The following is a 24505-nucleotide window of genomic DNA, read 5'->3' as shown; positions in this document are numbered from 1 at the left end:
GTGTGGCTGATCTGATCGAGGCTTAACATCCATAAGGAGCAGCAATGCGTCATTATGAAATCGTATTTATGGTTCACCCTGACCAGAGTGAACAAGTTCCAGGCATGATCGAGCGTTACACTGACACGATCAAGCAAGGCGGTGGCGCTGTTCACCGTTTAGAAGACTGGGGCCGTCGCCAGTTAGCTTACCCAATCAACAAGCTGCACAAAGCTCACTATGTTCTGATGAACATCGAAGCGACTGCAGAAGTGGTTGAAGAGCTAGAAACTAACTTCCGTTACAACGATGCTGTTCTGCGTAACCTGATTATGCGTCAAGATGAAGGGGTTACTGAGCCTTCACCTTTCGCTAAGCCGAAAGAAGAGCGTCGCGAAAGCCGAGCTGACGCACGCACTGAAGCCACTGAAGACGCTGAATAAGCGTTGTCAGTCGCAATTTTGTGATGAATCGATACTGGGTTCAAGGCAGCGTTGTAAAGCCGCCAAGAATCAGTAAAAGCCCTGCCGGTATCATGCATTTGCACTTGGTCATTGACCATAAGTCGCAACAGCAAGAAGCCGGAATGACCAGACAGTCATTTGTGCGCATCCAAGTTGTCGCTAGCGGCACTTTGGCCAACGGGGAACAGGCACAAGATTTGGCTAATCATTTAACTGTCGGGAGTGCGGTGGAAGTGGAAGGTTTTTTAAACCGCCACGAAACATCTAGCGGAGTCGCTAAATTAGTCCTCCACGCCCAACAACTAAAAAAGATTTAACAGGAGACCACCATGGCTCGTTTTTTCCGTCGTCGCAAGTTCTGCCGTTTTAAAGCAGAAGGCGTTAAAGAAATCGATTACAAAGATATCGCTACGTTGAAAAATTACGTAACTGAAAGCGGCAAGATCGTACCTAGCCGTATTACTGGCACTTCAGCAAAATATCAGCGTCAGCTGGCTCGCGCTATCAAGCGTGCACGCTACCTGAGCCTGTTGCCTTACACTGACTTACACAAGTAAGTGTCGGTTCGTTTTAACTAATTCGAAAGGGGTAACAGACTCATGAATATTATCTTATTAGATAAAGTAGCTAACTTGGGTGGCTTAGGCGACCAGGTAGACGTTAAACCAGGTTACGCACGTAACTTCTTGTTCCCAGCTGGTAAGGCTGTACCTGCAACAAAAGCAAATGTTGAAGCTTTTGAAGCACGTCGCGCTGAGTTGGAAGCTAAGATTGCAAGCGACCTGAAAGCAGCTGAAGAACGCGCTGCCACTGTTAACGCATTAGACGCGGTAGTTATCCAGTCTAAAGCGGGTGACGAAGGTAAGCTATTCGGTTCAATCGGTACTCGTGACATCGCTGACGCAATCACTGCGGCGGGTGTTAAAGTTCAGAAGAGCGAAGTATTAATGCCTCACGGCACTATTCGCGAAACTGGCGAGTACGAAATTGAATTGCAATTGCACGCTGATGTAACTGCAACAGTTAACTTGGTTGTTGAAGCGGCTTAATAAAAAGCACTTGAATACCAGTTTGAAAAAAGCGCCTTAGGGCGCTTTTTTTATCTAAAAGTTTTGATAACCAGCGGACAATATCCCACGTCTGCGGTATCCTTTTCAGCCTGAATCGGTAATTCGTAGTTAGCACAAGGAGCCACGCGTGGCGCAATCTAATACCAAGCCTAAAGACGCCAAAATAGAGGCGATTAAGTCAGCCCCCCATTCGATTGAGGCAGAGCAGTCGGTATTGGGTGGTCTGATGCTTGATAATGAAGCTTGGGACAATGTTGCAGAGCGCGTTATCGGTGACGATTTCTACTTGCGCTCACACCGACTTATTTTCAATTCCATGCATAAGTTGGTGTCACGCGAACAGCCAATTGATTTGGTGACGCTATCTGAACTGCTGGAGAAAACCGACGAGTTACAGCAAGTAGGTGGCTTCGCTTACCTGTTAGAAATTCAAAAGAACACACCAAGTTCAGCCAATATTCTGGCGTATGCGGATATTGTGCGCGAGCGCGCGGTGGTGCGCGAAATGATCGGTATTGCCAACGAAATTGCCGAATCTGGTTATGATACCCAAGGCCGGACCTATCAAGAGCTGCTCGACGAAGCTGAGCGTAAGGTGTTTGCGATTGCAGAGAAGCGCACCAACGCCAACGATGGCCCGCAGGGTATCAGTGAGATTTTAACCAAAACTCTAGACCGGATTGAATTCTTAAGTAGTCAAACCAACCATGATGGTGTCACCGGGGTTTCCACGGGGTATCACGACTTAGACCGCATGACTACAGGCTTACAGCCGTCAGACTTGATTATCGTCGCGGCGCGACCTTCGATGGGTAAGACCACCTTTGCTATGAACTTGGCCGAACACGCGGCAATGAATGAAGACAAGCCAGTGGTCATTTTCAGCCTCGAGATGCCCGCGGAGCAAATTATGATGCGTATGCTGGCTTCGTTGAGCCGAGTCAATCAGACCAAAGTACGCACAGGCGACCTGGACGACGACGATTGGGCGCGAATTAGCTCGACCATGGGCATGCTGAATGAAAAAAACAACATGTACATTGACGATGGGTCAGGGCTCACGCCAACGGAAGTACGCTCACGCTCTCGTCGTATCGCCAAGGAGCATGGCGGTATCAGTATGATCATGATCGATTACCTACAGTTAATGACTGTGCCCGGAATGAGCGAAAACAGAACCTTGGAAATCGCTGAAATTTCACGCTCATTGAAGGCGTTAGCCAAAGAGCTTAAGTGCCCAGTGGTGGCATTGTCTCAGCTTAACCGCTCGTTAGAGCAGCGTGCTGATAAACGCCCTGTGAACTCAGATTTACGTGAATCGGGGTCTATCGAGCAGGACGCCGATTTAATCATGTTTATTTACCGTGATGAAGTGTATCACCCAGAAGGCGAGAAGCAGGGCTTGGCGGAAATTATTATCGGTAAGCAGCGAAACGGCCCCATTGGCTCGATCGAGCTGAAATTCCACGGCGCTTTATCGCGCTTTGATAACTATACTCGCGCCGATTTAGGAGACGATTACTAGTGCGTGCAGCATGGGCAAATATCCATTTAGACGCGCTGGCGCATAATCTTGCCGTGTTAAAGCAGCACGCAGGTGGGGCGCGGATATTAGCCATTTTAAAGGCAAATGCCTACGGCCACGGGTTAGCGCGTATTGCGAGCGAGCTACACGGCGTGGATGCAATTGGTGTTGCACGCTTAAATGAGGCACTGGCTTTGCGTAATGCCGGTATAGTGAAGCCTATCGTGCTGCTTGAAGGTTTTTTCTCAGCCGATGAGTTGCCGATATTTGCTGCCAGCGGTTTGCAACCAGTGATTCACTCGCAGTATCAGCTGGCGCAGTTAGAGCAAGCCCAAGGTTTAGCACAGCCTTTACGGGTGTGGTTGAAAGTAGACACTGGCATGCATCGCCTGGGGGTGGCACCTGATCAAGCCGTTGCGTGTTACCGTCGCCTGCAAGCGTGTGCCAATGTTCAAGGTGAACCCATCTTAATGTCTCATTTTGCCAGTGCGGATGCGCCTGATGCAGCGCAGAATAACAATCAAAATCGTGTACTGGCAGATATTCAACGTCAGCTTGCGGCGCCGGTATCGTTTTCAAACTCTGCTGCACTATTAGCGAAAGTCGCGCAGCATGATGACTGGTTTCGCCCTGGTTTGGCGTTATATGGTGTTTCACCTTTCGCCCAGCATACAGGGGCTGACTACAACTTACGTGCGGTTATGAGCCTGCAGGCGAGTGTGATTTCAGTGCGGGACGTAGCTGCCGGCGAAGGGGTTGGGTATGGCGCGGCTTGGCAAACTGAACGTGACACTAAAGTCGGCATTATTGCGATTGGTTATGGCGATGGCTACCCGCGTTTGGCCCCAGCAGGAACGCCAGTGTGGATTAACGGTCGCTGTTACCCATTAAAAGGCCGTGTGTCGATGGATATGTTAAGTGTCGATTTGGGTGTGGATAGCCAAGTTCAAGTAGGCGACACTGCTCAGTTATGGGGCGAACATTTAGCTGTCGAATTGATTGCAGAAAAAGTAGGAACGATTGCTTACGAATTGTTGTGCAATGTGGCACATCGGGTCGCACTGGAATATAACTGAGTATACTTTCCAGTGCGTTCTTTAGGCTGCTTAGCCAATCTTATCGAAGCAAATCTCGATATGGGCTTTGCCAGCCGGATGGTCGAAAGGCATGATCAAACGTGGACCTTCAGACTTGTGGCGAATGGTGTGATTAAAACCAGACACCACCACCGGTGACGCCATTTCAAATTCAAAGCCTTTCTCACCGAGTGTTCGCTTCGCACCACCAGTGACCATATTGGTAATTTCACCCACCATGTCAGTAATTTCTTCATTGATTTCTGACGGCCGCTCACCGAGCATGTTCTGCATAATTTGCAGTGCTAGCGCTTCATCGAATGTGATTGAAAATGAACCTTTAGTTTGCGCGCCTACCATACCAATCAAACCAGAGACGTCACCACGTGCTATATCGTCTTTTTTTATTTGTGGTTTGCCAGGCTTAAGCTCGATCTGTGCCATCATGGACAGCACGTTTTGAACCGAAGTAAGAAATGGATTAATAAAGTCAGCATTCATAGAAATTTCCGTTTAACTAGCTGTTTTGGGTTCTGCACTGTGCACAAATCCCAAGGGCTTCGACGGTCTGTTGCTCAACCTCGAACCCCTGTGCGTTGGCTTGATTTAAAAATTGTTCGTGTACTCCGTCGGAATGTATTTCCTGTACGTTGCCGCACTGCCGACAAATAAGCATCTGCACTGGGTGCTTTTGCTCAAAGTGGGAACATAGTACGTAACTGTTGGACGACGAAATCTTGTGTACAAAACCCTGCGACTGCAGAAAGTCGAGAGCTCGGTAAATAGTGGGTGGTTTTGCGTTGGGCACGACAGCTTTAAGCTGTTCTAATAAATCATACGCACCAATTGCGCCGTCATGTTTGCTTAAAAGCGCAAATACTTCCTTGCGCGCAGGCGTCATTCTTACACCTCTATGTTGGCATAATTTCTCTGCGCGGTTGAGTAACTGATGTGTTTGTGTCTCGTTCATGAACCTAGCTTAGCATGAGTATGCAGCCCAATGCATGCATTTTAAAGCTGTTGTATAATGCCCGCTGACTGATTGCAACCCATGGAACATTAGCATGCCAAAATATTTCTCCGTCGCCCCGATGATAGATTGGACCGATCGCCATTGCCGGTACTTCCACCGCCAAATGACTCGGCAAGCTATTGTGTATACGGAGATGGTCACCACAGGCGCGATTATCCATGGCAAGAATGACTTTTTAGCCTACGACCAAGCTGAGCACCCGGTTGTGCTGCAGCTGGGCGGTAGTAACCCACAAGACCTTGCCACCTGCACGCGTTTGGCGGTTGAGCGCGGCTATGCCGAGGTCAACCTGAACTTAGGTTGCCCATCAGATCGCGTTCAAAACGGCAGCTTTGGCGCTTGCTTAATGGCTGAGCCTCAATTGGTCGCTGATTGCGTGAAGGCCATGCAGGATGCCGCGCAAGATGTACCTGTCAGCATTAAAACTCGCTTGGGCATTGATGAACATGATAGCTATGAATTTCTGCTTGAATTGCTGCATGCGGTAGAGGCAACTGGCTTGCGTCGTGTCACCTTACATGCGCGCAAAGCTTGGTTAAAAGGTTTAAGCCCGAAACAGAACCGTGAAATTCCACCGCTGGATTACGCGCGTGTGTATCAGGTAAAACAAGACTTACCGCAACTGCAGTTGCATATAAATGGCGGCATTCAAGACCTTGACCAAGCAAAGCAGCACCTTGAGCATGTTGATGGCGTTATGCTCGGCCGTGCCGCTTATCAAAACCCTTGGATGCTGAGCAAGGTGGATGCCGATTTATTCGGTCAGCAAAACCCTGTGCACAGCCCACAGCAAGTTGTTGATTTAATGGCGCCTTATATTGAAAACCACATTCGCCAAGGCGGGCGTTTCTGGCATGTGGCGCGGCATATGCTGGGACTATTTCAAAATTGCCCAGGCGCGCGCCAATGGCGACGTCATTTGAGCGAACAGGGACCGCGTGCAACCTCGGCTGCACCTTTATATGAGGCATTAGCCTTTGTCAGTCAAAGTGACAAATCGGAAGTGGCGAATTTGGCTAAATCAACTAGTTAAAAAGGCTAATTTTTGGTCTGTTCATTTGCTCTTCGAGTAATCGATATGACTTGAATGTTGAATTTGTCCTTTATATTCAATTGCTTATTGAGTTATTAAAAGCTGGCACGCAGATTGTAATTACTTTGGTATGAGGCGCCGCCTCAGTACTTAACCAAATAGAAGGAATACAATCATGCAATCACTAATTTTAGTCGCCAGCCTATTTATTAATCAGCCTATTACGACTCAAACCGACAGCACATGGCTAGAGCTGGCCAGTATCCAAGCTCAGAGTCGTGCGACTGTGTTGGAGGATGTGCGCAATGTGTCAGCGTCGTTGCAGACCAGTCTGCGCGAAAGCATTCAATCGGGTGTGCAGCTTGGCATGTACACGGCCAGTCAAGCACTGACTCAAGCACCAAAGACGCAAGTCGCGAATGCAGCAACGACCCATAGCAGTGCAACGGTTAACGCAGGCCGTGAATGATTTGGTGGGCGAGTGCAGCGTGGTTGGTCTTGCCGGCGTTATCAATCATTAGTATGACAGGTCTGGTGTTGTTATTACGCAGTGCATTCAACATCGCAAAAACTAAAAGTCATCACCCCAAGGCCATGCAATAACAAAGCGAGTGTTTGTGTCGTCACTCGCTTATCTCACCCCCACTATCGCACCTTTCTCAGTGCTGCTGACTGTGCTACATTTTGGTGACTATAAAGCCACCATAATAATAAGGACAAGTCATGCGTAAGTCTTTGCTTGCAGCCTCTATGGCATCCGTTTTAGCTGCCTCTTTATTACCATTCAATGCCAGCGCTACAGAGATCTTTGCCAGTGAGCGCGCTATTCAAATCGCTCAAGACAGCATCATCATTGATACCCATATCGATGTACCTTGGCGCTTAATCAATGATTGGGAAGACTTGACCCAAGCATCTGAGCGCGGCGATTTTGATTATGAGCGGGCGCGGGAAGGCGGCTTGAATGCACCTTTCATGGCAATATACATTCCGAGTTCTTATGAGGACAACGGGGCTTACACGTTAGCAAATCACTTAATCGACTTTGTTGAGTCCATGGTATATCGAGCACCTGATAAGTACGCCATTGCTCACCATAGCGATGACATTCAAGCTCACTTTGAACAAGGTTTGATTTCGCTGCCAATGGGGATGGAAAACGGCGCGCCAATAGAAGGTGACTTTGACAAACTTCAACACTTCTTTGATCGCGGTGTGCGCTACATTACCCTTGCGCATTCAGAAGACAATCATATTAGTGATTCATCGTATGATATCCGCCAGCGCTGGGGCGGCCTTAGCCCGTTTGGCAAAGAACTGATTGTGCGTATGAATGATATGGGCATGATGGTGGATGTCAGTCATATCAGTGACCAAGCTTTTTACGATGTACTGGAAATCACTCAGGTGCCGGTAATTGCCACCCACTCCTCAGCACGGACATTTACCCCAGGCTGGCAGCGTAATATGAGTGATGACATGATCAAAGCCCTGGCTGATAACGGTGGTGTGGTTCAGGTCACCTTTGGTTCGACTTTTGTGACTGTACAGGCCAATCAACATCGTGCGCGGTTACAGCGCCTAACCGACGAAATTAATGCTGAGTTAGGTGAGGGCACGGACGCGGCTGAAGCGGCGATTGCAGATATGCGTGCAGCGAACCCTTATCCGTTTGCCACCTATGAAGATGTACTTAACCATTTCGACCATATCATTGAGCTAGTGGGAATTGATTATGTCGGCATAGGTTCAGATTATGATGGCGTCGGTGACACGTTACCTGAAGGCTTAAAGGACGCACGTACGTTCCCGAACTTAATCCAAGGTTTCTTGGACCGCGGCTACAGCGAAGAAGATATTGATAAAATATTGTACAAAAATACGCTACGGGTTTGGCAGCAGGCAGAAGCCTATGCCAGACAGCGCAACGCGCAATAATGCAGGTTTAGGGTTGCATTTGTTAGTAAACTCAGTATAATCTCGCGCCACGGTAGGTAAGCTTTAGCCAGCTCATTGAGCAAACTTAGCTTATGTACCGTCAACAGTGCCCCCGATTGGGGGGCAAACGTGTAGTTGAAAAGACGTCCTCTCACAGCGGTTTCGCTGTTCTAGAGGCGCGTTTTTTTATGCTCTTTTTTAAATGCTCTTTTTTTATGAGGCTTTGATTATGTCTAGTCAAAGAATTCGAATTCGCTTGAAAGCGTTCGATCACCGTCTGATCGACCAATCTACTGCGGAAATCGTTGATACTGCCAAGCGTACCGGTGCACAGGTTCGTGGTCCAATTCCACTGCCTACGCGCAAGGAACGTTTCACCGTGTTGATTTCTCCTCACGTGAACAAAGATGCTCGTGATCAGTACGAAATCCGCACTCACAAGCGTCTTATCGACATCATTGAACCTACTGAGAAAACAGTAGACGCACTGATGCGTTTGGACTTAGCTGCTGGCGTTGATGTACAAATCAGCCTGGGCTAAGAGCACTAGGATTCTGGATAAGAGGTTTTAACAATGGCTATTGGTCTAGTCGGTCGTAAAGTCGGAATGACTCGCATCTTCCAAGAAGATGGCGCTTCTGTTCCTGTGACTGTGATCGAAGTGCAGGCAAACCGTGTGACTCAGGTAAAAAACCTGGACACTGACGGTTACCGCGCGCTTCAAGTGACCACCGGCAGCAAAAAAGCTAACCGTGTCACCAAGCCTGCAGCGGGTCACTTCGCTAAAGCTGGTGTAGAAGCGGGTCGTGGTCTTTGGGAGTTCCGCCTTGGAGAAGGTGAGGGCGAAGAGATCGCGGTTGGCTCTGAGCTGACAGTGGAAATTTTTAATGAAACTAAAATGGTTGACGTAACCGGTACCTCTAAAGGTAAAGGTTTCGCCGGTACAGTTAAGCGTTGGAACTTTGCAACGCAAGACGCGACGCATGGTAACTCATTGTCGCACCGTGCACCGGGTTCTATTGGTCAGAACCAGTCACCAGGTAAAGTATTCAAAGGTAAGAAAATGGCCGGCCATATGGGTGCTGAGCGTGTAACCGTTCAGTCTCTAGAAGTCGTCCGTGTTGACGCTGAGCGCAACTTAATTTTGGTTAAGGGTGCTGTCCCTGGCGCGACTGGCGGTGACGTCATCGTCAAGCCTGCGGTCAAAGCGTAACGTCTGAGGAGATTAGTGATGGAATTAGCATTAAAAGACGCAAAAGGCGCTCTTGAAGTTTCCGAAGCTACCTTTGGACGTGAGTTTAACGAAGCTCTCGTACATCAGGTCGTAGTCGCCTATGCGGCGGGTTCGCGTCAAGGTACGCGTGCTCAATTGACTCGCTCTGAAGTTTCAGGTGGCGGCAAGAAGCCATGGCGTCAAAAGGGTACAGGCCGCGCTCGCGCTGGTACTATCCGTAGCCCAATTTGGCGTTCTGGTGGGGTGACTTTTGCAGCTAAGCCGCAAGATCACAGCCAGAAAGTAAACAAAAAAATGTACCGCGGTGCGATTAAAAGCATTCTGTCTGAGCTGGTTCGTCAGGAGCGTTTGATTGTTGTTGAAAACTTCAGCGTTGATGCGCCGAAGACCAAACAACTGCAAGCGAAGCTGAAAGAGCTAGAGCTTAAAGACGTGCTTATCGTAACTAAAGAAGTAGACGAAAACTTATTCTTGGCTTCACGCAACTTGTACAAAGTTGACGTACGTGACGTGCAAGGTATCGACCCGGTCAGCTTGATCGCGTTTGATAAAGTTCTTATCACTGCTGAAGCGGTCAAGCAGCTTGAGGAGGCCTTATCATGATTAGCGAAGAACGTATGTTGAAAGTGTTACTAGCTCCTCATATCTCTGAGAAAGCAACTTTGAGTGCTGAAACTAACAACACGTTAGTTTTTAAAGTAGCAAAAGACGCTACTAAAAAAGAAATCAAAGCTGCAGTTGAGAAACTGTTTGAAGTCGAAGTAACTGGCGTTCGCACTCTGAACGTGAAGGGTAAGACCAAGCGCACTGGCGCGCGCATGGGCAAGCGTAGCGATTGGAAAAAAGCTTACGTGACCCTGACCGAAGGTGCTGACATCGACTTCGTCGGCGGCGCTGAATAATTAGGAGGATAGTGAAAATGGCTGTTGTTAAACAGAAGCCTACATCTCCGGGTCGTCGCCACGTCGTTAAAGTCGTAGGCCAAGACCTGTATAAGGGCAAGCCTTACGCCCCGTTGCTGGAAAAAAACAGCAAGTCTGGTGGTCGTAACAACAAAGGTCGTATCACAGTTCGTCACATTGGTGGTGGTCACAAGCATCACTATCGCGTGATTGACTTTAAACGCAATAAAGACGGTATCCCTGCAAAGGTTGAGCGTATTGAATACGATCCTAACCGTTCTGCAAACATTGCGTTGGTTCTGTATGCTGACGGTGAACGCCGTTACATTCTGGCACCAAAAGGTCTGAAAGCTGGCGATAAAGTCGTTTCAGGCGCTGATGCACCAATCAAAGCAGGTAACACTTTACCGATGCGCAATATCCCTGTGGGTAGCACTGTGCACGCGGTAGAAATGAAGCCTGGTAAAGGTGCTCAGTTAGCACGTTCTGCAGGTGCTTATGTACAAATCTTAGCGCGCGACGGCATGTATGTGACGGTTCGTTTGCGTTCAGGTGAAGTACGTAAAGTATTGGCTGAATGTCGTGCTACTATCGGTGAGATTGGTAACGCGGAACACATGCTGAAGCAGCTAGGTAAAGCTGGTGCTGCTCGCTGGCGTGGTGTTCGCCCAACCGTTCGTGGTGTTGCCATGAACCCGGTTGACCACCCACACGGTGGTGGTGAGGGCCGCACTTCAGGTGGTCGTCATCCGGTATCTCCATGGGGTATGCCTACTAAAGGTTATAAGACCCGTAAGAATAAGCGTACTGACAAGTACATCGTGCGTCGTCGCACTAAATAAGGCAAGAGGATTCATTAAATGCCACGTTCTCTTAAAAAAGGTCCATTTATTGACCTTCACCTACTTAAGAAGGTGGAGAAAGCGATGGAAAGCGGGGACAAGAAGCCAATTAAGACTTGGTCTCGTCGTTCAATGATCATTCCAGATATGATTGGATTGACCATCGCTGTTCACAATGGCCGTCAACACGTTCCAGTATTCGTTACTGACGAAATGATCGGTCATAAATTAGGCGAATTTGCTCCGACTCGCACTTACCGCGGCCACGCTGCGGATAAGAAAGCGAAGAAACGTTAAGAGGTAAATACAATGGAAGCTATTGCTAAACATAAATTTGCCCGCGTTTCCCCTCAAAAGGGACGTTTGGTTGCAGACCAGATTCGTGGTCAATCAGTTGCTAAAGCGCTTGATATTCTGGCTTACAGCCCGAAGAAAGCCGCAACTTTGGTCAAGAAAGTTTTAGAGTCTGCTATCGCCAACGCGGAGCATAATGAAGGTGCTGACATCGATGAGCTTAAAGTAGCCGCCATCATGATTGATGAGGGTCCTACTATGAAGCGCATCAAGCCTCGTGCTAAAGGTCGTGCCGATCGTATCTTGAAGCGTACCAGCCACATTACTGTGGTTGTGTCAGATAGCTAGGAGATAAATTATGGGTCAAAAAGTACATCCTAATGGTATTCGCCTAGGTATCACCAAGCCATACAATGCTACCTGGTATGCGGATTCTAAGGATTTCGCCAACAACCTGCACAGCGATCACAAAGTGCGTGAGTTCCTTAAAACCGAACTTAAAAGCGCATCAGTGAGCCGTATTGTTATTGAGCGTCCTGCAAAGAGCGTTCGTGTAACAATCCACACTGCTCGTCCAGGTGTTGTTATTGGTAAGAAAGGTGAAGATGTTGAGAAGCTGCGTCAACAAGTTTCTAAACTGACTGGCGTACCTGCGCAAATCAACATTTCTGAAGTTCGTAAGCCTGAGCTTGATGCACAACTTATCGGCGAGAACATCGCTGGTCAGTTAGAGCGCCGTGTTATGTTCCGTCGTGCGATGAAGCGCGCGGTACAAAACGCTATGCGTTTGGGTGCACAAGGTATCAAGGTTGAAGTTAGCGGCCGTTTAGGCGGTGCTGAAATCGCGCGTACTGAATGGTACCGTGAAGGTCGTGTTCCATTGCACACTCTGCGTGCGGACATCGACTATGCAACAGCTGAAGCTAACACAACCTACGGTATCATCGGCGTGAAGGTTTGGGTATTCCGCGGCGAAGTCCTTGGTGGCATGCCGGTTCAGGAAGAGCAACAGCAACCTAAACCTGCTAAGCGCGGCAAAGGTCGTAAGTAAGGAGAACCGTAATGCTACAACCTAAGCGTACAAAATTCCGTAAGGTACATACAGGCCGCAACCGTGGTCTGGCGCAGACTGGTAACAAAGTTAGCTTCGGTACTTTCGGCCTGAAAGCGACTGAGCGTGGTCGTATGACTGCGCGTCAAATCGAAGCTGCCCGTCGTGCGATGACTCGTCACGTCAAGCGTCAAGGTAAAATCTGGATCCGTGTGTTCCCAGACAAACCAATCACTCAAAAGCCGCTTGAAGTGCGTATGGGTAAAGGTAAAGGTAACGTTGAATACTGGGTTTGCCAAATCCAGCCAGGTCGTGTTTTATACGAAATGGACGGCGTTTCCGAAGAGTTGGCACGTGAAGCGTTCAAATTAGCGGCTGCTAAACTGCCATTCAAAACCACATTTGTTTCTCGGACGGTGATGTAATGAAAGCTAGCGAACTTAATGAAAAAAGCGTTGAACAGCTGAATGAAGAGCTGCTTGGCCTGCTTCGCGAGCAATTCAACTTGCGCATGCAAGCTGCTACCGGCCAGCTGAATCAAACTCATATGTTGAAGCAAGTGCGTCGTGATATCGCACGTGTGAAAACTGTTATCAACCAGAAGGCGGGTGCGTAATGACCGAAGCTAAATCTATCCGTACTCTGCAAGGTCGTGTTGTTAGTGACAAGATGGACAAGTCTATCGTTGTTGCTATCGAGCGTCGGGTTAAACACCCAATCTACGGTAAGTACATCACTCGTACTACCAAGATTAAAGTGCACGACGAGTCTAACCAGTGCAGCCAGGGCGACCTCGTGACTATTCGCGAAACTCGTCCAATCTCGAAAGGGAAAAACTGGACTTTGGTTGACGTTCTTGAGAAAGCGAACTTGGTATAATTAAACCTTTGCGTTTAAATAACCAATAAAAAGCGGCTCCTTGTGGGGCCGCTTTTTTTTATCCTTTTGATTTACTTCAAGTTGTGGGTCAGCGTTTTACCACTATACTTATATGCAATTTTAGTAAAGTTGGAGAACACAATGACCTTAAATCGTCTGTCTATTGCTATTCTGAGCGCAACTACACTCAGTGTAGCAGGGCTTACTCCGGTGAGTGCGCAGCAGAATGATGAAAGTCGGTTACAAGCGTTGGAACAGCGTATGGCTGAACTTGAAGCTGAATTAGCGATTGCGCAACGCAATTTGCGTGCCGCTGAAGAGGAAGCAGAACAAGCATCTGGCGAACAAAGTTCTGAACAAAGCGAAGACGGTATTGAATTTGGTGGCGCGGTGCGCTTTCAGTATGTGCTGGCAGACTACGACGAGGGTCAGAAAAACCGCGGTGGTGATCTGCAGTTCGATATCTTTCGCTTAAACTTTGATGGCCAGATGAACAACGCGATATTGTCCGCAGAGTATCGCTGGTATGAATACATGGATGCGTTGCGCCATGCCTATTTTGGTTACAATTTTACCGAGAAGTGGCAGGGGCAGGTTGGTGTTGTGATTCAACCATGGGGTGTGATGCCCTATAACTCGCACAGCTACTTTTTTAGCTCGAACTTTTATGTTGGCTTCGAGGACAACCCAGGTTCCGGTGTACGTTTCCAGCGTCGTGGCGACGAATGGGACTTAGATTTCGCGTTCATTTTGAACGATGATCTTGGTGGTACGAGCGGCGACGTACGTAGCCGTGCTGATAGCTACAATTACAACGTGACAGGTATTCGCTTGCCAGGCGAGGACCCGTTTGCTGACCCGGAGTTTACCGCCAGCGAAAACAATACTTTGATTACGCGTATTGCACGCAAATGGGACCTTGACGGCGATTTATTCGAGCTAGGTGTTTCGGCGCAATACGGTGATGTTGACGACGGGCTTGGCTCCGTCGGTTCGAAAACGGCGCTTGGTCTGCATTCAGTTTATCATACCGGTCGTTGGGAATTTCATGCCCAATGGACCCACTACGACTATGATTTAGATATCGAGAACGAAGGTATCATTGTTGGTGCATACGCGTATTTCGATACTATCCCAACCCGCTCGGATATCTTTACCGGTAACGTCGCGTATAACTATCCGTTCGAGTGGGGGCCAATCCAAAGTTTGCAGTTTTACAACAACACCAGTTTGATCACGAATAAGCGTGGCTATGATGAAGACACGGTGATGAACGTGATTGGGATGGCGGTGGCTGCAGGCGGTATTTATACCTATATAGATTTAGTCTCGGCTAAGAACCAGCCATTTGCCAATGGCTCAGTGGTGGGTGAAAGTGACCGTTGGAACACACGTTTCAACATAAACTTTGGTTATTATTTCTAGTCTTTGCTATACTCAGCACGTTGAAGATTGGAGGTGCCGCCCGGCATCTCCGTTATTCTTTACTTTTCTTGCTTTACCCCTGTTACCTGACAAATTTATCTGTTACAATTCGCCGCCCTTTTAATATGGGGACGTCTTTATACTGCTCGTAAAAAAGCCTTATGAAGATGTGGGAGAGGGCCAATTTGGCCTGTAATTTAACTCAAGCGGAGCACTGAGATGATCCAAATGCAAACTATGCTGGACGTTGCCGATAACTCCGGCGCGCGAAGCGTACAATGTATTAAGGTTCTAGGTGGTTCGCACCGCCGTTACGCAAACATTGGCGACATCATCAAAGTTACTGTGAAGGAAGCAATTCCACGCGGTAAGGTGAAGAAAGGCGATGTTTACAACGCGGTGGTCGTTCGCACCCGGAAAGGCGTCCGTCGTCAAGACGGCTCTGTTATCCGTTTTGACCGCAATGCAGCTGTGATTTTGAACAACAACTCACAGCCAATTGGCACCCGTATCTTTGGTCCAGTGACTCGTGAATTGCGCGGTGAGCAGTTCATGAAGATTATTTCACTGGCGCCTGAAGTACTATAAGGAGTCGACAATGGCGGCAAAAATTAAACGTGATGACGAAGTGGTAGTCCTGGCCGGTAAAGACAAAGGCAAACGCGGTCGCGTTGTGTCTGTCCAAACCGATAAGGATCGTGTAATCGTTGAAGGTGTAAACCTGGTTAAGAAACATCAGAAGCCTAATCCGGCTTTGAACCAGGCTGGTGGCATTATTGAAAAAGAAGCCTCTATTCACGTTTCAAACGTAGCGATTTTTAACCCAGCGACTGAAAAAGCAGATCGTGTTGGTTTCAAGATTGAAGACGGCAAAAAAGTGCGTGTTTTCAAATCTAACAACGAAATCATTTAACTAAACATTGGAGTATACGATGGCGAAACTGCATGAACATTATAGAGATACTGTAGTTCCTGAGCTGATGAAACAGTTCGGCTACGACAGCGTCATGCAAGTCCCTCGGATTGAAAAAATCACCCTAAATATGGGTGTTGGTGAAGCATTAACCGACAAAAAGATTCTCGATAACGCAGTTGCAGACCTGGAAGCTATTGCTGGCCAGAAAGTAGTTCGCACTGTTGCTCGTAAATCTGTTGCTGGCTTCAAAGTCCGTGAAGGCTTTCCGATTGGCTGTAAAGTAACTCTACGTGGCGAGAGAATGTGGGATTTCCTACAGCGTTTGATTTCAATCGCAATTCCTCGTATTCGTGATTTCCGTGGCTTGAACGCAAAATCGTTCGACGGCCGTGGTAATTACAGCATGGGTGTCCGTGAACAAATCATCTTCCCTGAAATCGACTATGACCAAGTCGACAGAGTTCGTGGTTTGGACATCACTATCACCACTAATGCTGGGAACGATGAAGAAGCTCGCGCACTGCTTGCTGCCTTCAACTTCCCATTCAAGAAGTAAGGTGTAGGGTTATGGCAAAAGTTTCAATGAAAATGCGTGAGCTCAAGCGTGAAAAGCTTGCAGCTAAATACGCAGAGAAGCGCAGCGCATTGAAGGCAGTGATTGCTGATCCTTCATCATCAGACGAGCAACGTTGGGAAGCGGTTTTAGAGTTACAAAAGCTTCCTCGTGATTCCAGTCGTTCACGTCAGCGTAACCGCTGTAATGTGACTGGTCGTCCTCATGGTTTCCTTCGCAAGTTCGGCATGAGCCGTATCAAGGTGCGTGAGAAAGCAATGCGCGGTGAAATCCCTGGCTTGAAAAAAGCTAGCTGGTAAGCCAAGAATCACGGGAGATAGCAATTTATGAGCATGCAAGATCCAATTGCGGATATGTTCACTCGCATTCGCAACGCGCAAAGTGCGAACAAGGTCGCCGTGACCATGCCAGCTTCTAAGCAAAAACAGGCAATTGCCAAAGTATTGCAAGAAGAAGGTTACATCAGCGGCTACGAATTATCAGGCGACGTTAAGCCTGAGTTGACTGTTACTTTAAAGTACTTCGCAGGCAAACCTGTCATCGAGTCAATTCAGCGTGTAAGCCGTCCTGGTCTACGTATTTACAAAAAGCGTAACGAATTACCATCAATTATGGGTGGTTTAGGCGTTGCAGTGGTTTCAACTTCAAAAGGCTTAATGACCGATCGCGCCGCTCGCAAAGCGGGTCTTGGTGGCGAAATCATCGGTTATGTAGCGTAACGAGGAGGTAGGATATGTCACGCGTTGCTAAAGCACCTGTCGCTATTCCTGCTGGCGTAGAAGTTACGTTACAGGGCCAGGAAGTAACCGTTAAAGGTGCTAAAGGGTCATTGACTCGCGTTATCAACGACGCCGTTGAGGTCGCTAACGCTGACCAGCAACTGACTTTCGCTCCACGCGAAGGTTTTGCTGATGGTTGGGCGCAAGCAGGTACCGCACGTGCAGTGTTGAATAACATGGTTCACGGTGTAGCCCAAGGATTTGAGCGTAAGCTTTTACTCCAAGGTGTTGGTTACCGTGCACAAGCACAAGGTCAGAAATTAAACCTAAGTTTAGGCTTCTCACATCCAGTTGAGTACGAAGTTCCACAAGGTATTAGCGTGGAATGCCCGTCTCAAACTGAGATCGTAGTCAAGGGCGCAGACAAGCAGTTAGTTGGCCAAGTTGCCGCTAACATTCGCGCATATCGTAAGCCAGAGCCTTATAAAGGCAAAGGTGTTCGTTATGCTGATGAGCAAGTGCGCCGTAAAGAAGCCAAGAAAAAGTAGGGTAGGACGATGGACAAGAAAACAGCTCGCTTACGTCGCGCTACTCGCGGACGTAAAAAGATCCAAGAGTTGGGTGCAACGCGCCTTGTGGTTCACCGTACCCCACGGCACATTTACGCACAGTTGATTGCACCAAACGGTTCTGAAGTACTTGCGGCTGCCTCTACTACCGAAAAAGCTATCGCGGAAAGCGTTGGCAAAACCGGTGGCGTAGATGCTGCTAAAGCAGTAGGTAAAGCTATTGCTGAGCGTGCAAAAGAGAAAGGCGTTGAGTCTGTATCTTTTGACCGCAGCGGGTTTAAGTACCACGGTCGCATTGCTGCACTGGCAGACGCTGCCCGTGAAGCAGGACTTCAGTTCTAGGAGACGAACATGGCTAATGTAGAAGCTCAAAACGGTGAACTGATGGAAAAATTGATCACTGTTAACCGCGTATCAAAAGTGGTTAAAGGTGGTCGTATTTTCAGTTTCACCGCATTAACTGTGGTTGGTGATGGCAATGGTAAAGTAGGTTTCGGTTACGGCAAGGCACGTGAAGTTCCTGCTGCTATCCAGAAAGCTATGGAAAAAGCACGTCGTAACATGGTTACCGTGCAGCTGAACGGCGGTACCCTTCAGCATCCTGTTAAAGGCCGTCATTCAGGTTCACAGGTATTCATGAAGCCTGCCTCTGAAGGTACTGGTATCATCGCCGGTGGTGCGATGCGTGCAGTATTGGAAGTGGCTGGTGTTCACAACGTATTGTCTAAGGCATACGGCTCAACCAACCCGATCAACGTAGTTCGCGCTACGATCAAAGCCCTGGAAGCTATGCATTCTCCAGAGCAAATCGCAGCGAAACGCGGACTGTCTGTTGACGCAATTGTGGGGTAAGTGAACATGGCTAACAAGACAGTTAAAGTAACCCAAACTAAAAGTGCTATCGGTCGTTTACCGAAGCACAAGGCAACTTTGCGTGGTTTAGGTTTACGTCGCATTAATCACACAGTTGAACTGGAAGATACTCCTTCAGTTCGCGGTATGATTAACCAAGTTTATTACATGGTTAAGGTGGAGGGTTAAGATATGTTTTTGAATTCATTGACTCCTGCACCAGGCGCGAAAACCTCTAAGAAGCGTTTAGGTCGCGGTATTGGTTCTGGCCTGGGTAAAACCGGTGGACGTGGTCACAAAGGGCAAAAGTCTCGCTCTGGTGGCAGCGTTAAGCCTGGTTTCGAGGGCGGCCAAATGCCAATTCAACGTCGTTTGCCAAAGTTTGGTTTTACCTCGCGTAAAGGCATGGTAACTACCGAAGTAACTTTAGCAGAGCTGGCGAAAGTGAATGGTGATGTTGCATCAGTAGCTACGTTGAAAGACGCAGGCTTAATCAAAAAGAACATGCAGTTCGTTAAAGTGGTTAAGTCAGGCGAAATCAATCGCGCTATCACTGTTCAAGGTGTAAAGGTAACTAAAGGCGCTCGCGAAGCAATCGAAGCGGCCGGCGGTAAAATCGAAGGATAAGTGATAAATGGCTAAACCAGGATTGGATAACTCCAGCGCAAAGGGCGGTTTGTCTGAACTCAAATCGCGTTTGCTTTTCGTGCTTGGTGCGATCATCGTATTCCGAGCTGGCTCCTTTGTGCCGATTCCTGGTATAGATGCCGCCGTTCTGGCTGATCTATTTGCCCAGCAACAGGACACCATCGTGGCCATGTTTAACATGTTCTCTGGTGGTGCCCTGGAGCGCGCTTCAATTTTAGCGTTGGGTATTATGCCGTACATCTCGGCTTCGATTATTATGCAGCTGTTAACTGTGGTACATCCAAAGTTGGCAGAGCTTAAGAAAGAAGGTGAGGCGGGACGACGTAAGATTAGTCAGTACACGCGTTGGGGTACATTAGTACTTGCTACGTTCCAATCAATCGGTATTGCTACCGGTTTGCCGAATTTAATGCCGGGCTTGGTGCTTAATCCAGGCTTTGCATTCTATTTCACCGCGGTAGTCTCACTGGTCACCGGTACCATGTTCTTAATGTGGTTAGGTGAGCAAATTACTGAGCGCGGGATTGGAAACGGTATCTCAATTATCATCTTTGCCGGGATTGTCGCTGGCTTGCCGTCTGCCATTGGTCAAACCATTGAGCAGGCACGTCAAGGCGATTTGAACGTCTTACTGCTGTTCTTAATTGCTGTGATTATTCTTGCTATCACATATTTTGTAGTATTTGTAGAGCGCGGACAGCGTCGCATTGTGGTAAACTATGCGAAACGTCAGCAAGGCCGTAAGGTTTTTGCAGCGCAAAGCTCTCACTTACCATTGAAAGTGAACATGGCAGGGGTTATCCCACCAATTTTTGCATCAAGTATTATTTTGTTCCCAGGTACAATTGCGACTTGGTTTGGACAAGGTGACACGGGTATTGCGAATGTTCTTCAGGAAGTAGCTTTAACGCTGTCTCCTGGTCAGCCGCTCTACGTGATGCTATATGCAGCCGCGATTATCTTCTTCTGTTTCTTCTATACCGCGTTGGTATTCAACCCGCGCGATACAGCAGACAACCTGAAGAAGTCTGGTGCGTTTATCCCGGGCATCCGCCCAGGTGAACAAACCTCGCGTTACATTGATAAAGTAATGACTCGTCTGACACTCGCAGGTGCACTGTACATTACCTTTATTTGTTTGGTTCCTGAATTCATGATGATTGCTTGGAACGTTCAGTTCTACTTCGGCGGTACATCGCTGTTGATTATCGTCATCGTCATCATGGACTTCATGGCACAGGTACAAACTCACATGATGTCGCATCAATATGAGTCTGTGCTTAAGAAAGCGAATCTTAAAGGCTATGGCCGTTAAGAACGCACGTTACGGAGAGTAGCAATGAAAGTTCGTGCTTCCGTTAAGAAGATCTGCCGTAACTGTAAGGTTATCCGTCGCAACGGTGTTGTGCGTGTAATCTGCAGTGACCCTAAGCACAAGCAGCGGCAGGGTTAAGAAAGTGAATCGGTCCAGTGCTATTTGGCACTGGACTCGGTTTTTATTTGCAATGAGTCATATGGTTGAGTATCCTAACGGGCTTTTTAACCAATGACCCTTTAACTATAGGAGATGTGTTAGTGGCCCGTATCGCTGGCATTAACGTCCCTGACAACAAGCATGCTGTGATTGCATTGACTTCGATCTACGGTGTAGGCCGTACTCGTTCGAAGGAAATCCTTGCAAAAACTGGCATCGCAGAGACCACTAAGATTGGCTCTTTGTCAGAAGAACAACTAGATCAACTTCGTGAAGTAGTAGCTAGCTACACTGTAGAAGGCGACCTACGTCGTGAAGTTTCTATGAATATCAAACGTTTGATGGACCTCGGATGTTTCCGTGGCCTTCGTCATCGTCGTAGCTTACCTCTGCGTGGACAGCGTACTAAAACAAACGCTCGTACTCGTAAAGGTCCGCGTAAACCAATCCGTAAATAAGGGGGAATTGAGATATGGCTAAGCAACCAACTCGTTCTCGGAAACGCGTTAAAAAGCAAATCGCCGATGGCATGGCTCACATCCATGCTTCTTTCAATAACACCATTATCACTATTACCGATCGTCAGGGTAACGCTCTGTCGTGGGCAACTGCAGGTGGCTCAGGCTTCCGTGGTTCGCGTAAATCTACTCCGTTTGCTGCTCAGGTAGCTGCGGAACGTGCTGGTGAAATGGCGAAGGAATACGGCGTTAAGAACCTAGAAGTGTTCGTGAAAGGCCCAGGTCCAGGTCGTGAATCATCAATTCGCGCTCTGAACGCTGTGGGTTATAAAATCACAAACATTACTGACGTGACACCGATTCCTCACAACGGTTGTCGTCCGCCTAAGAAACGTCGCGTTTAATTGGCGTGAAACGATAGTTGGAGAAAGAAGATGGCTAGATATTTGGGTCCAAAACTCAAACTGAGTCGTCGCGAAGGAACTGATTTGTTCCTTAAAAGCGGCGTTCGCGCAATTGACACCAAGTGTAAGTTAGAAACTGCACCTGGTCAGCATGGTGCCCGTCGTGGTCGCCTGTCTGACTACGGCGTTCAGTTACGCGAGAAGCAAAAAGTACGTCGTATGTTCGGCGTATTGGAAAAGCAGTTCCGTAATTACTACAAGGAAGCTGCACGTCTGAAAGGCAATACAGGTGAGAACCTTCTGCAATTGCTTGAGCAGCGTCTTGACAATGTTGTGTACCGTATGGGCTTTGCATCAACTCGTGCTGAAGCACGTCAGTTGGTCAGCCATAAAGCTGTAGTCGTTAACGGTCAAGTGGTCAACATTCCTTCATTCACAGTGAAGCCAGAAGATGTTGTCAGCATTCGTGAAAAAGCTAAAAAGCAAGCACGAATTGCAGCGGCCCTTGAGTTGGCAGAGCAACGTGAGAAGCCAACTTGGGTTGAAGTAGATAACAAAGCGATGGAAGGAACGTTCAAGCGTCTTCCAGAACGCAGTGACTTATCTGCTGAAATTAACGAACAGTTGATCGTAGAGCTTTACTCTAAGTAAGGCTTAAGCATAAAGAGAGGACACAATGCAGGGTTCTGTAACCGAATTTTTGAAACCAAGGTTAGTAGATATTGAACAAATCAGTGCCAACCACGCCAAGGTAACTCTTGAGCCGTTGGAGCGCGGATTTGGTCACACGCTAGGGAATGCGCTGCGTCGTATTTTGCTCTCTTCGATGCCCGGTTGTGCGGTCACGGAAGTAGAGATCGACGGCGTGCAGCATGAATACAGCACGAAAGAAGGTATTCAGGAAGACATTATCGAAATCCTGCTTAACCTGAAAGGCCTGGCTGTCAAAATGGACGGCAAAAACGAGGCCACGTTGACCTTGAACAAATCCGGCGCAGGTCCTGTAATTGCAGGTGACATTACTTGTGATGGTGATGTCGAAGTATGTAATCCACAGCACGTTATCTGTACTTTAACTGGCGACGCAGAAGTGTCGATGAGAATTAAAGTAGAGAAAGGCCGTGGTTATGTACCTGCGAATGCTCGTCAAAATGACGAGGATGAAGATCGTCCAATCGGCCGCTTGCTGGTTGACGCTTCTTTCAGCCCTGTTGAGCGTATCGCTTACACAGTGGATTCAGCTCGTGTAGAGCAGCGTACAGATTTGGATAAGCTTGTTATCGATATGGAGACCAATGGTACTCTAGATCCAGAAGAAGCTATCCGTCGTGCTGCGACTATTTTGGCTGAACAGTTGGAAGCTTTTGTTGAATTACGTGACATCAGCGAGCCAGAAGAGAAAGAAGAGAAACCGGAATTCGATCCAATCTTGCTGCGTCCAGTCGATGACTTGGAACTGACAGTTCGTTCAGCGAACTGTTTGAAAGCAGAAGCGATTCAATACATTGGTGACTTAGTACAACGCACTGAAGTCGAGCTGTTAAAGACGCCGAATTTAGGTAAGAAGTCATTAACAGAAATTAAAGACGTGCTGGCATCACGTGGTTTGTCTTTAGGCATGCGCCTAGAGAACTGGCCACCAGCTAGCCTGATTGATAACGACTAAGCGCTGTACCAGTTAACCTTGGTATAGAGTTTTATTTAGAAGGGTATAGGTTATGCGCCATCGTAAGAGTGGTCGTCAACTCAACCGCAACAGCAGCCATCGTCAAGCGATGTTTCGCAACATGGCAAGCTCTTTAGTCCGTCACGAAGTGATCAAAACTACGTTGCCTAAGGCTAAAGAACTGCGTCGTGTTATCGAGCCTTTGATCACATTGGCAAAAGAAGACAGCGTTGCAAATCGCCGTTTAGCTTTTGCTCGTACACGTGACAAAGAAGTCGTAGGTAAGCTGTTCAGCGATTTAGGTCCACGCTATTCAGAGCGTCCAGGTGGTTACACTCGTATTTTGAAGTGTGGCTTCCGCGCCGGTGACAACGCGCCAATGGCGTACGTCGAATTAGTAGACCGTGTAGTAGTTGAAGAAGAAGCTGTTGAAGAAGCAGTTGAAGAGTAAGCTTTAGGTTTACTTGTAAAGAACGGGGCCTTTTGGGCCCCGTTTTTGTTTCTAGCTCTTTGAGCCTTCACATCCATGTTAAGCTCTGACGTCCTTGTCGATTTCCATCCCTTATTTTATTGCTTCAAGTCAAAATCATATTGCTTAATGCTAGCTATATACTCATCCTTGACCATTCATATGCTAACGACCTCATCATACTTCCATGTATATAGAACCGCGCTCAATCCCATCCTTGATCTGTAACGTGATTCTTAAGGCTAAGCCACACATCAGCTCGACTTGCTATTTCAATGTGGCACGACAACCTTGCTTTGCAAAGCTAAAAAAGGATGCTTTAGTGTTTTTGCGCAATTGCGTACAAACCTAACACTAATAGTTTAGTTAATAAGTAATACTTACCTCGTAAGCAGGCGGTAAGAGGACTAAATACCTCCATTTCATTGTAAATTGGTACACTTTCTAAACGATCTGCCGGTTATTTGTTCGTTCGCATAGGTTTTTGCAAAAAACTTCAAAAAGGGGGTTGCGCGTTGTCAGAAGATCTCTATAATGCGCCTCCGTTGTCAGGGCAAACGCTGAGACAGTGCCAAGAAGATTCCTTCGTAAGAAGTTGAGTTTTCAAGGCAAGAAGAAGACCTCAAAATTAATTGAAATTAAGGGGTTGACTTCACAAGCGGAACGCGTAGAATTCGCATCCCTGCTTCGGCGAAACGCCAAGCAAAACGTTCTTTAACAATATATCAAAGCCAAGCAATCTGTGTGGGCACTTACATTGATTGAGCAACTTAAAAAGCTACCTCGGTAGCAGATTCGGACGGCAAGCTTGTCTTGCAATAAGAATCAAAATGCTCATGAAATGATGGTGACCAAACAAAGCGGTCTTTAACGACCGAATTGATTTAAGAACCAACGATTCATTGAGCACTTGCATATCAAAATCTTTAATTGAAGAGTTTGATCATGGCTCAGATTGAACGCTGGCGGCAGGCCTAACACATGCAAGTCGAGCGGTAACATTTCTAGCTT

40 protein-coding genes and 1 rRNA gene are annotated in these 24505 nt (G+C 47.7%); 39 read left to right on the top strand and 2 right to left on the bottom strand.

Going from position 1 to position 24505, the window contains the following annotated elements; all coding sequences use genetic code 11:
* Positions 1-44 precede the first annotated feature (44 nt).
* The 6 genes from rpsF (at position 45) to alr (ending at position 4114) form a co-directional block, all read left to right on the top strand.
* Positions 45-422 (top strand): 30S ribosomal protein S6, encoded by a 378-nt coding sequence (gene rpsF / locus CWE07_RS11585; protein ID WP_111569995.1) that lies wholly within the window; start codon positions 45-47, stop codon positions 420-422.
* Between the two features lie 23 nt (positions 423-445).
* Complete coding sequence (gene priB / locus CWE07_RS11580) at positions 446-760, top strand: primosomal replication protein N (RefSeq protein ID WP_111569996.1); 315 nt, start codon at positions 446-448, stop codon at positions 758-760.
* A gap of 12 nt (positions 761-772) precedes the next feature.
* Positions 773-1000 carry a 30S ribosomal protein S18 gene (gene rpsR, locus CWE07_RS11575; RefSeq protein ID WP_111569997.1) on the top strand — a complete coding sequence of 76 codons (228 nt, stop codon included), beginning with the start codon at positions 773-775 and terminating at the stop codon, positions 998-1000.
* 42 nt (positions 1001-1042) lie between these two features.
* A complete protein-coding gene (rplI, locus tag CWE07_RS11570) occupies positions 1043-1492 on the top strand; it encodes a 50S ribosomal protein L9 (protein WP_111569998.1) in 450 nt (149 codons plus the stop codon).
* Positions 1493-1640: 148 nt separating this feature from the next.
* Positions 1641-3038: a replicative DNA helicase gene (gene dnaB / locus CWE07_RS11565; protein ID WP_111569999.1), complete on the top strand. Its 1398-nt coding sequence runs from the start codon at positions 1641-1643 to the stop codon at positions 3036-3038.
* A complete protein-coding gene (alr, locus tag CWE07_RS11560; protein WP_111570000.1) occupies positions 3038-4114 on the top strand; it encodes an alanine racemase in 1077 nt (358 codons plus the stop codon). The genes dnaB and alr overlap by 1 nt, the downstream gene beginning before the upstream one ends.
* Before the next feature lie 30 nt (positions 4115-4144).
* On the opposite strand, the gene CWE07_RS11555 is transcribed toward alr, so the two are convergent.
* Both CWE07_RS11555 and zur read right to left on the bottom strand, forming a co-directional pair.
* Complete coding sequence (locus tag CWE07_RS11555; protein WP_111570001.1) at positions 4145-4615, bottom strand: chemotaxis protein CheX; 471 nt, start codon at positions 4613-4615, stop codon at positions 4145-4147.
* 16 nt (positions 4616-4631) lie between these two features.
* Positions 4632-5084 (bottom strand): zinc uptake transcriptional repressor Zur, encoded by a 453-nt coding sequence (zur, locus tag CWE07_RS11550; protein ID WP_111570002.1) that lies wholly within the window; start codon positions 5082-5084, stop codon positions 4632-4634.
* A 94-nt stretch (positions 5085-5178) separates the two neighbouring features.
* Here zur and dusA point away from each other — a divergent pair, with 94 nt between their 5' ends.
* From dusA to CWE07_RS11385, 33 genes are all read left to right on the top strand, one after another.
* Positions 5179-6180: a tRNA dihydrouridine(20/20a) synthase DusA gene (gene dusA / locus CWE07_RS11545; protein ID WP_111570003.1), complete on the top strand. Its 1002-nt coding sequence runs from the start codon at positions 5179-5181 to the stop codon at positions 6178-6180.
* 175 nt (positions 6181-6355) lie between these two features.
* Positions 6356-6649, top strand: coding sequence for a hypothetical protein (locus CWE07_RS11540; protein ID WP_111570004.1), 294 nt, complete (start codon positions 6356-6358; stop codon positions 6647-6649).
* A gap of 254 nt (positions 6650-6903) precedes the next feature.
* Positions 6904-8118, top strand: a complete 1215-nt coding sequence (locus tag CWE07_RS11535; protein ID WP_111570005.1) for a dipeptidase — start codon at positions 6904-6906, stop codon at positions 8116-8118.
* Positions 8119-8347: 229 nt separating this feature from the next.
* Positions 8348-8659, top strand: a complete 312-nt coding sequence (gene rpsJ / locus CWE07_RS11530) for a 30S ribosomal protein S10 (protein ID WP_111570037.1) — start codon at positions 8348-8350, stop codon at positions 8657-8659.
* A gap of 33 nt (positions 8660-8692) precedes the next feature.
* Positions 8693-9331: a 50S ribosomal protein L3 gene (gene rplC / locus CWE07_RS11525; RefSeq protein ID WP_111570006.1), complete on the top strand. Its 639-nt coding sequence runs from the start codon at positions 8693-8695 to the stop codon at positions 9329-9331.
* Between the two features lie 18 nt (positions 9332-9349).
* On the top strand, positions 9350-9955 hold the full coding sequence (gene rplD / locus CWE07_RS11520; protein ID WP_111570007.1) for a 50S ribosomal protein L4: 606 nt from the start codon (positions 9350-9352) through the stop codon (positions 9953-9955).
* A complete protein-coding gene (gene rplW, locus CWE07_RS11515) occupies positions 9952-10254 on the top strand; it encodes a 50S ribosomal protein L23 (protein WP_111570008.1) in 303 nt (100 codons plus the stop codon). The genes rplD and rplW overlap by 4 nt, the downstream gene beginning before the upstream one ends.
* Positions 10255-10271: 17 nt before the next feature.
* Positions 10272-11096 carry a 50S ribosomal protein L2 gene (rplB, locus tag CWE07_RS11510; RefSeq protein WP_111570009.1) on the top strand — a complete coding sequence of 275 codons (825 nt, stop codon included), beginning with the start codon at positions 10272-10274 and terminating at the stop codon, positions 11094-11096.
* 18 nt (positions 11097-11114) lie between these two features.
* Positions 11115-11393: a 30S ribosomal protein S19 gene (rpsS, locus tag CWE07_RS11505; protein ID WP_072155074.1), complete on the top strand. Its 279-nt coding sequence runs from the start codon at positions 11115-11117 to the stop codon at positions 11391-11393.
* 12 nt (positions 11394-11405) lie between these two features.
* Entirely contained in the window at positions 11406-11738 is a 333-nt protein-coding gene (rplV, locus tag CWE07_RS11500) for a 50S ribosomal protein L22 (RefSeq protein WP_111570010.1), read from the top strand.
* A gap of 10 nt (positions 11739-11748) precedes the next feature.
* A complete protein-coding gene (rpsC, locus tag CWE07_RS11495) occupies positions 11749-12441 on the top strand; it encodes a 30S ribosomal protein S3 (protein ID WP_111570011.1) in 693 nt (230 codons plus the stop codon).
* Positions 12442-12452: 11 nt separating this feature from the next.
* Positions 12453-12866, top strand: coding sequence for a 50S ribosomal protein L16 (gene rplP / locus CWE07_RS11490; RefSeq protein ID WP_111570012.1), 414 nt, complete (start codon positions 12453-12455; stop codon positions 12864-12866).
* Entirely contained in the window at positions 12866-13057 is a 192-nt protein-coding gene (rpmC, locus tag CWE07_RS11485) for a 50S ribosomal protein L29 (RefSeq protein ID WP_111570013.1), read from the top strand. The genes rplP and rpmC overlap by 1 nt, the downstream gene beginning before the upstream one ends.
* Positions 13057-13320 (top strand): 30S ribosomal protein S17, encoded by a 264-nt coding sequence (gene rpsQ, locus CWE07_RS11480; RefSeq protein WP_111570014.1) that lies wholly within the window; start codon positions 13057-13059, stop codon positions 13318-13320. The genes rpmC and rpsQ overlap by 1 nt, the downstream gene beginning before the upstream one ends.
* Positions 13321-13461: 141 nt before the next feature.
* Positions 13462-14745, top strand: a complete 1284-nt coding sequence (locus CWE07_RS11475; protein WP_111570015.1) for a carbohydrate porin — start codon at positions 13462-13464, stop codon at positions 14743-14745.
* A 219-nt stretch (positions 14746-14964) separates the two neighbouring features.
* A complete protein-coding gene (gene rplN, locus CWE07_RS11470) occupies positions 14965-15333 on the top strand; it encodes a 50S ribosomal protein L14 (RefSeq protein ID WP_111570016.1) in 369 nt (122 codons plus the stop codon).
* Positions 15334-15343: 10 nt separating this feature from the next.
* Positions 15344-15658, top strand: a complete 315-nt coding sequence (gene rplX, locus CWE07_RS11465) for a 50S ribosomal protein L24 (protein WP_111570017.1) — start codon at positions 15344-15346, stop codon at positions 15656-15658.
* A 19-nt stretch (positions 15659-15677) separates the two neighbouring features.
* Positions 15678-16217, top strand: a complete 540-nt coding sequence (gene rplE / locus CWE07_RS11460; RefSeq protein ID WP_111570018.1) for a 50S ribosomal protein L5 — start codon at positions 15678-15680, stop codon at positions 16215-16217.
* Positions 16218-16228: 11 nt separating this feature from the next.
* A complete protein-coding gene (gene rpsN, locus CWE07_RS11455; RefSeq protein WP_111570019.1) occupies positions 16229-16534 on the top strand; it encodes a 30S ribosomal protein S14 in 306 nt (101 codons plus the stop codon).
* Positions 16535-16561: 27 nt separating this feature from the next.
* Positions 16562-16954 carry a 30S ribosomal protein S8 gene (rpsH, locus tag CWE07_RS11450; RefSeq protein ID WP_111570020.1) on the top strand — a complete coding sequence of 131 codons (393 nt, stop codon included), beginning with the start codon at positions 16562-16564 and terminating at the stop codon, positions 16952-16954.
* Between the two features lie 14 nt (positions 16955-16968).
* The gene (gene rplF / locus CWE07_RS11445; protein ID WP_111570021.1) at positions 16969-17502 is read left to right on the top strand and encodes a 50S ribosomal protein L6; all 534 of its coding nucleotides are present in this window, start codon (positions 16969-16971) and stop codon (positions 17500-17502) included.
* A gap of 9 nt (positions 17503-17511) precedes the next feature.
* Positions 17512-17865: a 50S ribosomal protein L18 gene (gene rplR, locus CWE07_RS11440; RefSeq protein ID WP_111570022.1), complete on the top strand. Its 354-nt coding sequence runs from the start codon at positions 17512-17514 to the stop codon at positions 17863-17865.
* A gap of 9 nt (positions 17866-17874) precedes the next feature.
* Positions 17875-18375: a 30S ribosomal protein S5 gene (gene rpsE, locus CWE07_RS11435; protein WP_111570023.1), complete on the top strand. Its 501-nt coding sequence runs from the start codon at positions 17875-17877 to the stop codon at positions 18373-18375.
* A 6-nt stretch (positions 18376-18381) separates the two neighbouring features.
* The gene (gene rpmD, locus CWE07_RS11430) at positions 18382-18564 is read left to right on the top strand and encodes a 50S ribosomal protein L30 (protein ID WP_111570024.1); all 183 of its coding nucleotides are present in this window, start codon (positions 18382-18384) and stop codon (positions 18562-18564) included.
* 3 nt (positions 18565-18567) lie between these two features.
* Positions 18568-19002: a 50S ribosomal protein L15 gene (gene rplO, locus CWE07_RS11425; RefSeq protein ID WP_111570025.1), complete on the top strand. Its 435-nt coding sequence runs from the start codon at positions 18568-18570 to the stop codon at positions 19000-19002.
* 7 nt (positions 19003-19009) lie between these two features.
* A complete protein-coding gene (gene secY / locus CWE07_RS11420; RefSeq protein ID WP_111570026.1) occupies positions 19010-20338 on the top strand; it encodes a preprotein translocase subunit SecY in 1329 nt (442 codons plus the stop codon).
* Between the two features lie 24 nt (positions 20339-20362).
* The gene (gene rpmJ / locus CWE07_RS11415; protein WP_111570027.1) at positions 20363-20476 is read left to right on the top strand and encodes a 50S ribosomal protein L36; all 114 of its coding nucleotides are present in this window, start codon (positions 20363-20365) and stop codon (positions 20474-20476) included.
* A 122-nt stretch (positions 20477-20598) separates the two neighbouring features.
* The gene (rpsM, locus tag CWE07_RS11410; RefSeq protein ID WP_111570028.1) at positions 20599-20955 is read left to right on the top strand and encodes a 30S ribosomal protein S13; all 357 of its coding nucleotides are present in this window, start codon (positions 20599-20601) and stop codon (positions 20953-20955) included.
* Between the two features lie 14 nt (positions 20956-20969).
* Positions 20970-21359 (top strand): 30S ribosomal protein S11, encoded by a 390-nt coding sequence (gene rpsK / locus CWE07_RS11405; protein WP_111570029.1) that lies wholly within the window; start codon positions 20970-20972, stop codon positions 21357-21359.
* Between the two features lie 30 nt (positions 21360-21389).
* Positions 21390-22010, top strand: a complete 621-nt coding sequence (gene rpsD / locus CWE07_RS11400) for a 30S ribosomal protein S4 (protein WP_111570030.1) — start codon at positions 21390-21392, stop codon at positions 22008-22010.
* 25 nt (positions 22011-22035) lie between these two features.
* The gene (locus CWE07_RS11395; RefSeq protein ID WP_111570031.1) at positions 22036-23025 is read left to right on the top strand and encodes a DNA-directed RNA polymerase subunit alpha; all 990 of its coding nucleotides are present in this window, start codon (positions 22036-22038) and stop codon (positions 23023-23025) included.
* A 52-nt stretch (positions 23026-23077) separates the two neighbouring features.
* Positions 23078-23476 (top strand): 50S ribosomal protein L17, encoded by a 399-nt coding sequence (gene rplQ / locus CWE07_RS11390; protein ID WP_111570032.1) that lies wholly within the window; start codon positions 23078-23080, stop codon positions 23474-23476.
* A gap of 945 nt (positions 23477-24421) precedes the next feature.
* Positions 24422-24505: ribosomal RNA gene (locus CWE07_RS11385) — 16S ribosomal RNA — on the top strand; the annotation flags it as partial.

It is taken from the genome of Aliidiomarina maris (assembly GCF_003987335.1).
In the GTDB taxonomy this organism is placed as follows: Bacteria; Pseudomonadota; Gammaproteobacteria; order Enterobacterales; family Alteromonadaceae; genus Aliidiomarina; species Aliidiomarina maris.
The sequence above is the reverse complement of the archived record's forward strand: the minus strand, read 5'-3'. Positions and strand labels throughout refer to the sequence as shown.

Bases quoted from the DNA above. Each gene is read 5' to 3' on its own strand.
- rpsF (WP_111569995.1), top strand. From the start codon at position 45: ATGCGTCATTATGAAATCGTATTTATGGTTCACCCTGACCAGAGTGAA.
- priB (WP_111569996.1), top strand. From the start codon at position 446: ATGAATCGATACTGGGTTCAAGGCAGCGTTGTAAAGCCGCCAAGAATC.
- rpsR (WP_111569997.1), top strand. From the start codon at position 773: ATGGCTCGTTTTTTCCGTCGTCGCAAGTTCTGCCGTTTTAAAGCAGAA.
- rplI (WP_111569998.1), top strand. From the start codon at position 1,043: ATGAATATTATCTTATTAGATAAAGTAGCTAACTTGGGTGGCTTAGGC.
- CWE07_RS11555 (WP_111570001.1), bottom strand. From the start codon at position 4,615: ATGAATGCTGACTTTATTAATCCATTTCTTACTTCGGTTCAAAACGTG.
- zur (WP_111570002.1), bottom strand. From the start codon at position 5,084: ATGAACGAGACACAAACACATCAGTTACTCAACCGCGCAGAGAAATTA.
- dusA (WP_111570003.1), top strand. From the start codon at position 5,179: ATGCCAAAATATTTCTCCGTCGCCCCGATGATAGATTGGACCGATCGC.
- CWE07_RS11540 (WP_111570004.1), top strand. From the start codon at position 6,356: ATGCAATCACTAATTTTAGTCGCCAGCCTATTTATTAATCAGCCTATT.
- CWE07_RS11535 (WP_111570005.1), top strand. From the start codon at position 6,904: ATGCGTAAGTCTTTGCTTGCAGCCTCTATGGCATCCGTTTTAGCTGCC.
- rpsJ (WP_111570037.1), top strand. From the start codon at position 8,348: ATGTCTAGTCAAAGAATTCGAATTCGCTTGAAAGCGTTCGATCACCGT.
- rplC (WP_111570006.1), top strand. From the start codon at position 8,693: ATGGCTATTGGTCTAGTCGGTCGTAAAGTCGGAATGACTCGCATCTTC.
- rplD (WP_111570007.1), top strand. From the start codon at position 9,350: ATGGAATTAGCATTAAAAGACGCAAAAGGCGCTCTTGAAGTTTCCGAA.
- rplW (WP_111570008.1), top strand. From the start codon at position 9,952: ATGATTAGCGAAGAACGTATGTTGAAAGTGTTACTAGCTCCTCATATC.
- rplB (WP_111570009.1), top strand. From the start codon at position 10,272: ATGGCTGTTGTTAAACAGAAGCCTACATCTCCGGGTCGTCGCCACGTC.
- rpsS (WP_072155074.1), top strand. From the start codon at position 11,115: ATGCCACGTTCTCTTAAAAAAGGTCCATTTATTGACCTTCACCTACTT.
- rplV (WP_111570010.1), top strand. From the start codon at position 11,406: ATGGAAGCTATTGCTAAACATAAATTTGCCCGCGTTTCCCCTCAAAAG.
- rpsC (WP_111570011.1), top strand. From the start codon at position 11,749: ATGGGTCAAAAAGTACATCCTAATGGTATTCGCCTAGGTATCACCAAG.
- rplP (WP_111570012.1), top strand. From the start codon at position 12,453: ATGCTACAACCTAAGCGTACAAAATTCCGTAAGGTACATACAGGCCGC.
- rpmC (WP_111570013.1), top strand. From the start codon at position 12,866: ATGAAAGCTAGCGAACTTAATGAAAAAAGCGTTGAACAGCTGAATGAA.
- rpsQ (WP_111570014.1), top strand. From the start codon at position 13,057: ATGACCGAAGCTAAATCTATCCGTACTCTGCAAGGTCGTGTTGTTAGT.
- CWE07_RS11475 (WP_111570015.1), top strand. From the start codon at position 13,462: ATGACCTTAAATCGTCTGTCTATTGCTATTCTGAGCGCAACTACACTC.
- rplN (WP_111570016.1), top strand. From the start codon at position 14,965: ATGATCCAAATGCAAACTATGCTGGACGTTGCCGATAACTCCGGCGCG.
- rplX (WP_111570017.1), top strand. From the start codon at position 15,344: ATGGCGGCAAAAATTAAACGTGATGACGAAGTGGTAGTCCTGGCCGGT.
- rplE (WP_111570018.1), top strand. From the start codon at position 15,678: ATGGCGAAACTGCATGAACATTATAGAGATACTGTAGTTCCTGAGCTG.
- rpsN (WP_111570019.1), top strand. From the start codon at position 16,229: ATGGCAAAAGTTTCAATGAAAATGCGTGAGCTCAAGCGTGAAAAGCTT.
- rpsH (WP_111570020.1), top strand. From the start codon at position 16,562: ATGAGCATGCAAGATCCAATTGCGGATATGTTCACTCGCATTCGCAAC.
- rplF (WP_111570021.1), top strand. From the start codon at position 16,969: ATGTCACGCGTTGCTAAAGCACCTGTCGCTATTCCTGCTGGCGTAGAA.
- rplR (WP_111570022.1), top strand. From the start codon at position 17,512: ATGGACAAGAAAACAGCTCGCTTACGTCGCGCTACTCGCGGACGTAAA.
- rpsE (WP_111570023.1), top strand. From the start codon at position 17,875: ATGGCTAATGTAGAAGCTCAAAACGGTGAACTGATGGAAAAATTGATC.
- rpmD (WP_111570024.1), top strand. From the start codon at position 18,382: ATGGCTAACAAGACAGTTAAAGTAACCCAAACTAAAAGTGCTATCGGT.
- rplO (WP_111570025.1), top strand. From the start codon at position 18,568: ATGTTTTTGAATTCATTGACTCCTGCACCAGGCGCGAAAACCTCTAAG.
- secY (WP_111570026.1), top strand. From the start codon at position 19,010: ATGGCTAAACCAGGATTGGATAACTCCAGCGCAAAGGGCGGTTTGTCT.
- rpmJ (WP_111570027.1), top strand. From the start codon at position 20,363: ATGAAAGTTCGTGCTTCCGTTAAGAAGATCTGCCGTAACTGTAAGGTT.
- rpsK (WP_111570029.1), top strand. From the start codon at position 20,970: ATGGCTAAGCAACCAACTCGTTCTCGGAAACGCGTTAAAAAGCAAATC.
- rpsD (WP_111570030.1), top strand. From the start codon at position 21,390: ATGGCTAGATATTTGGGTCCAAAACTCAAACTGAGTCGTCGCGAAGGA.
- CWE07_RS11395 (WP_111570031.1), top strand. From the start codon at position 22,036: ATGCAGGGTTCTGTAACCGAATTTTTGAAACCAAGGTTAGTAGATATT.
- rplQ (WP_111570032.1), top strand. From the start codon at position 23,078: ATGCGCCATCGTAAGAGTGGTCGTCAACTCAACCGCAACAGCAGCCAT.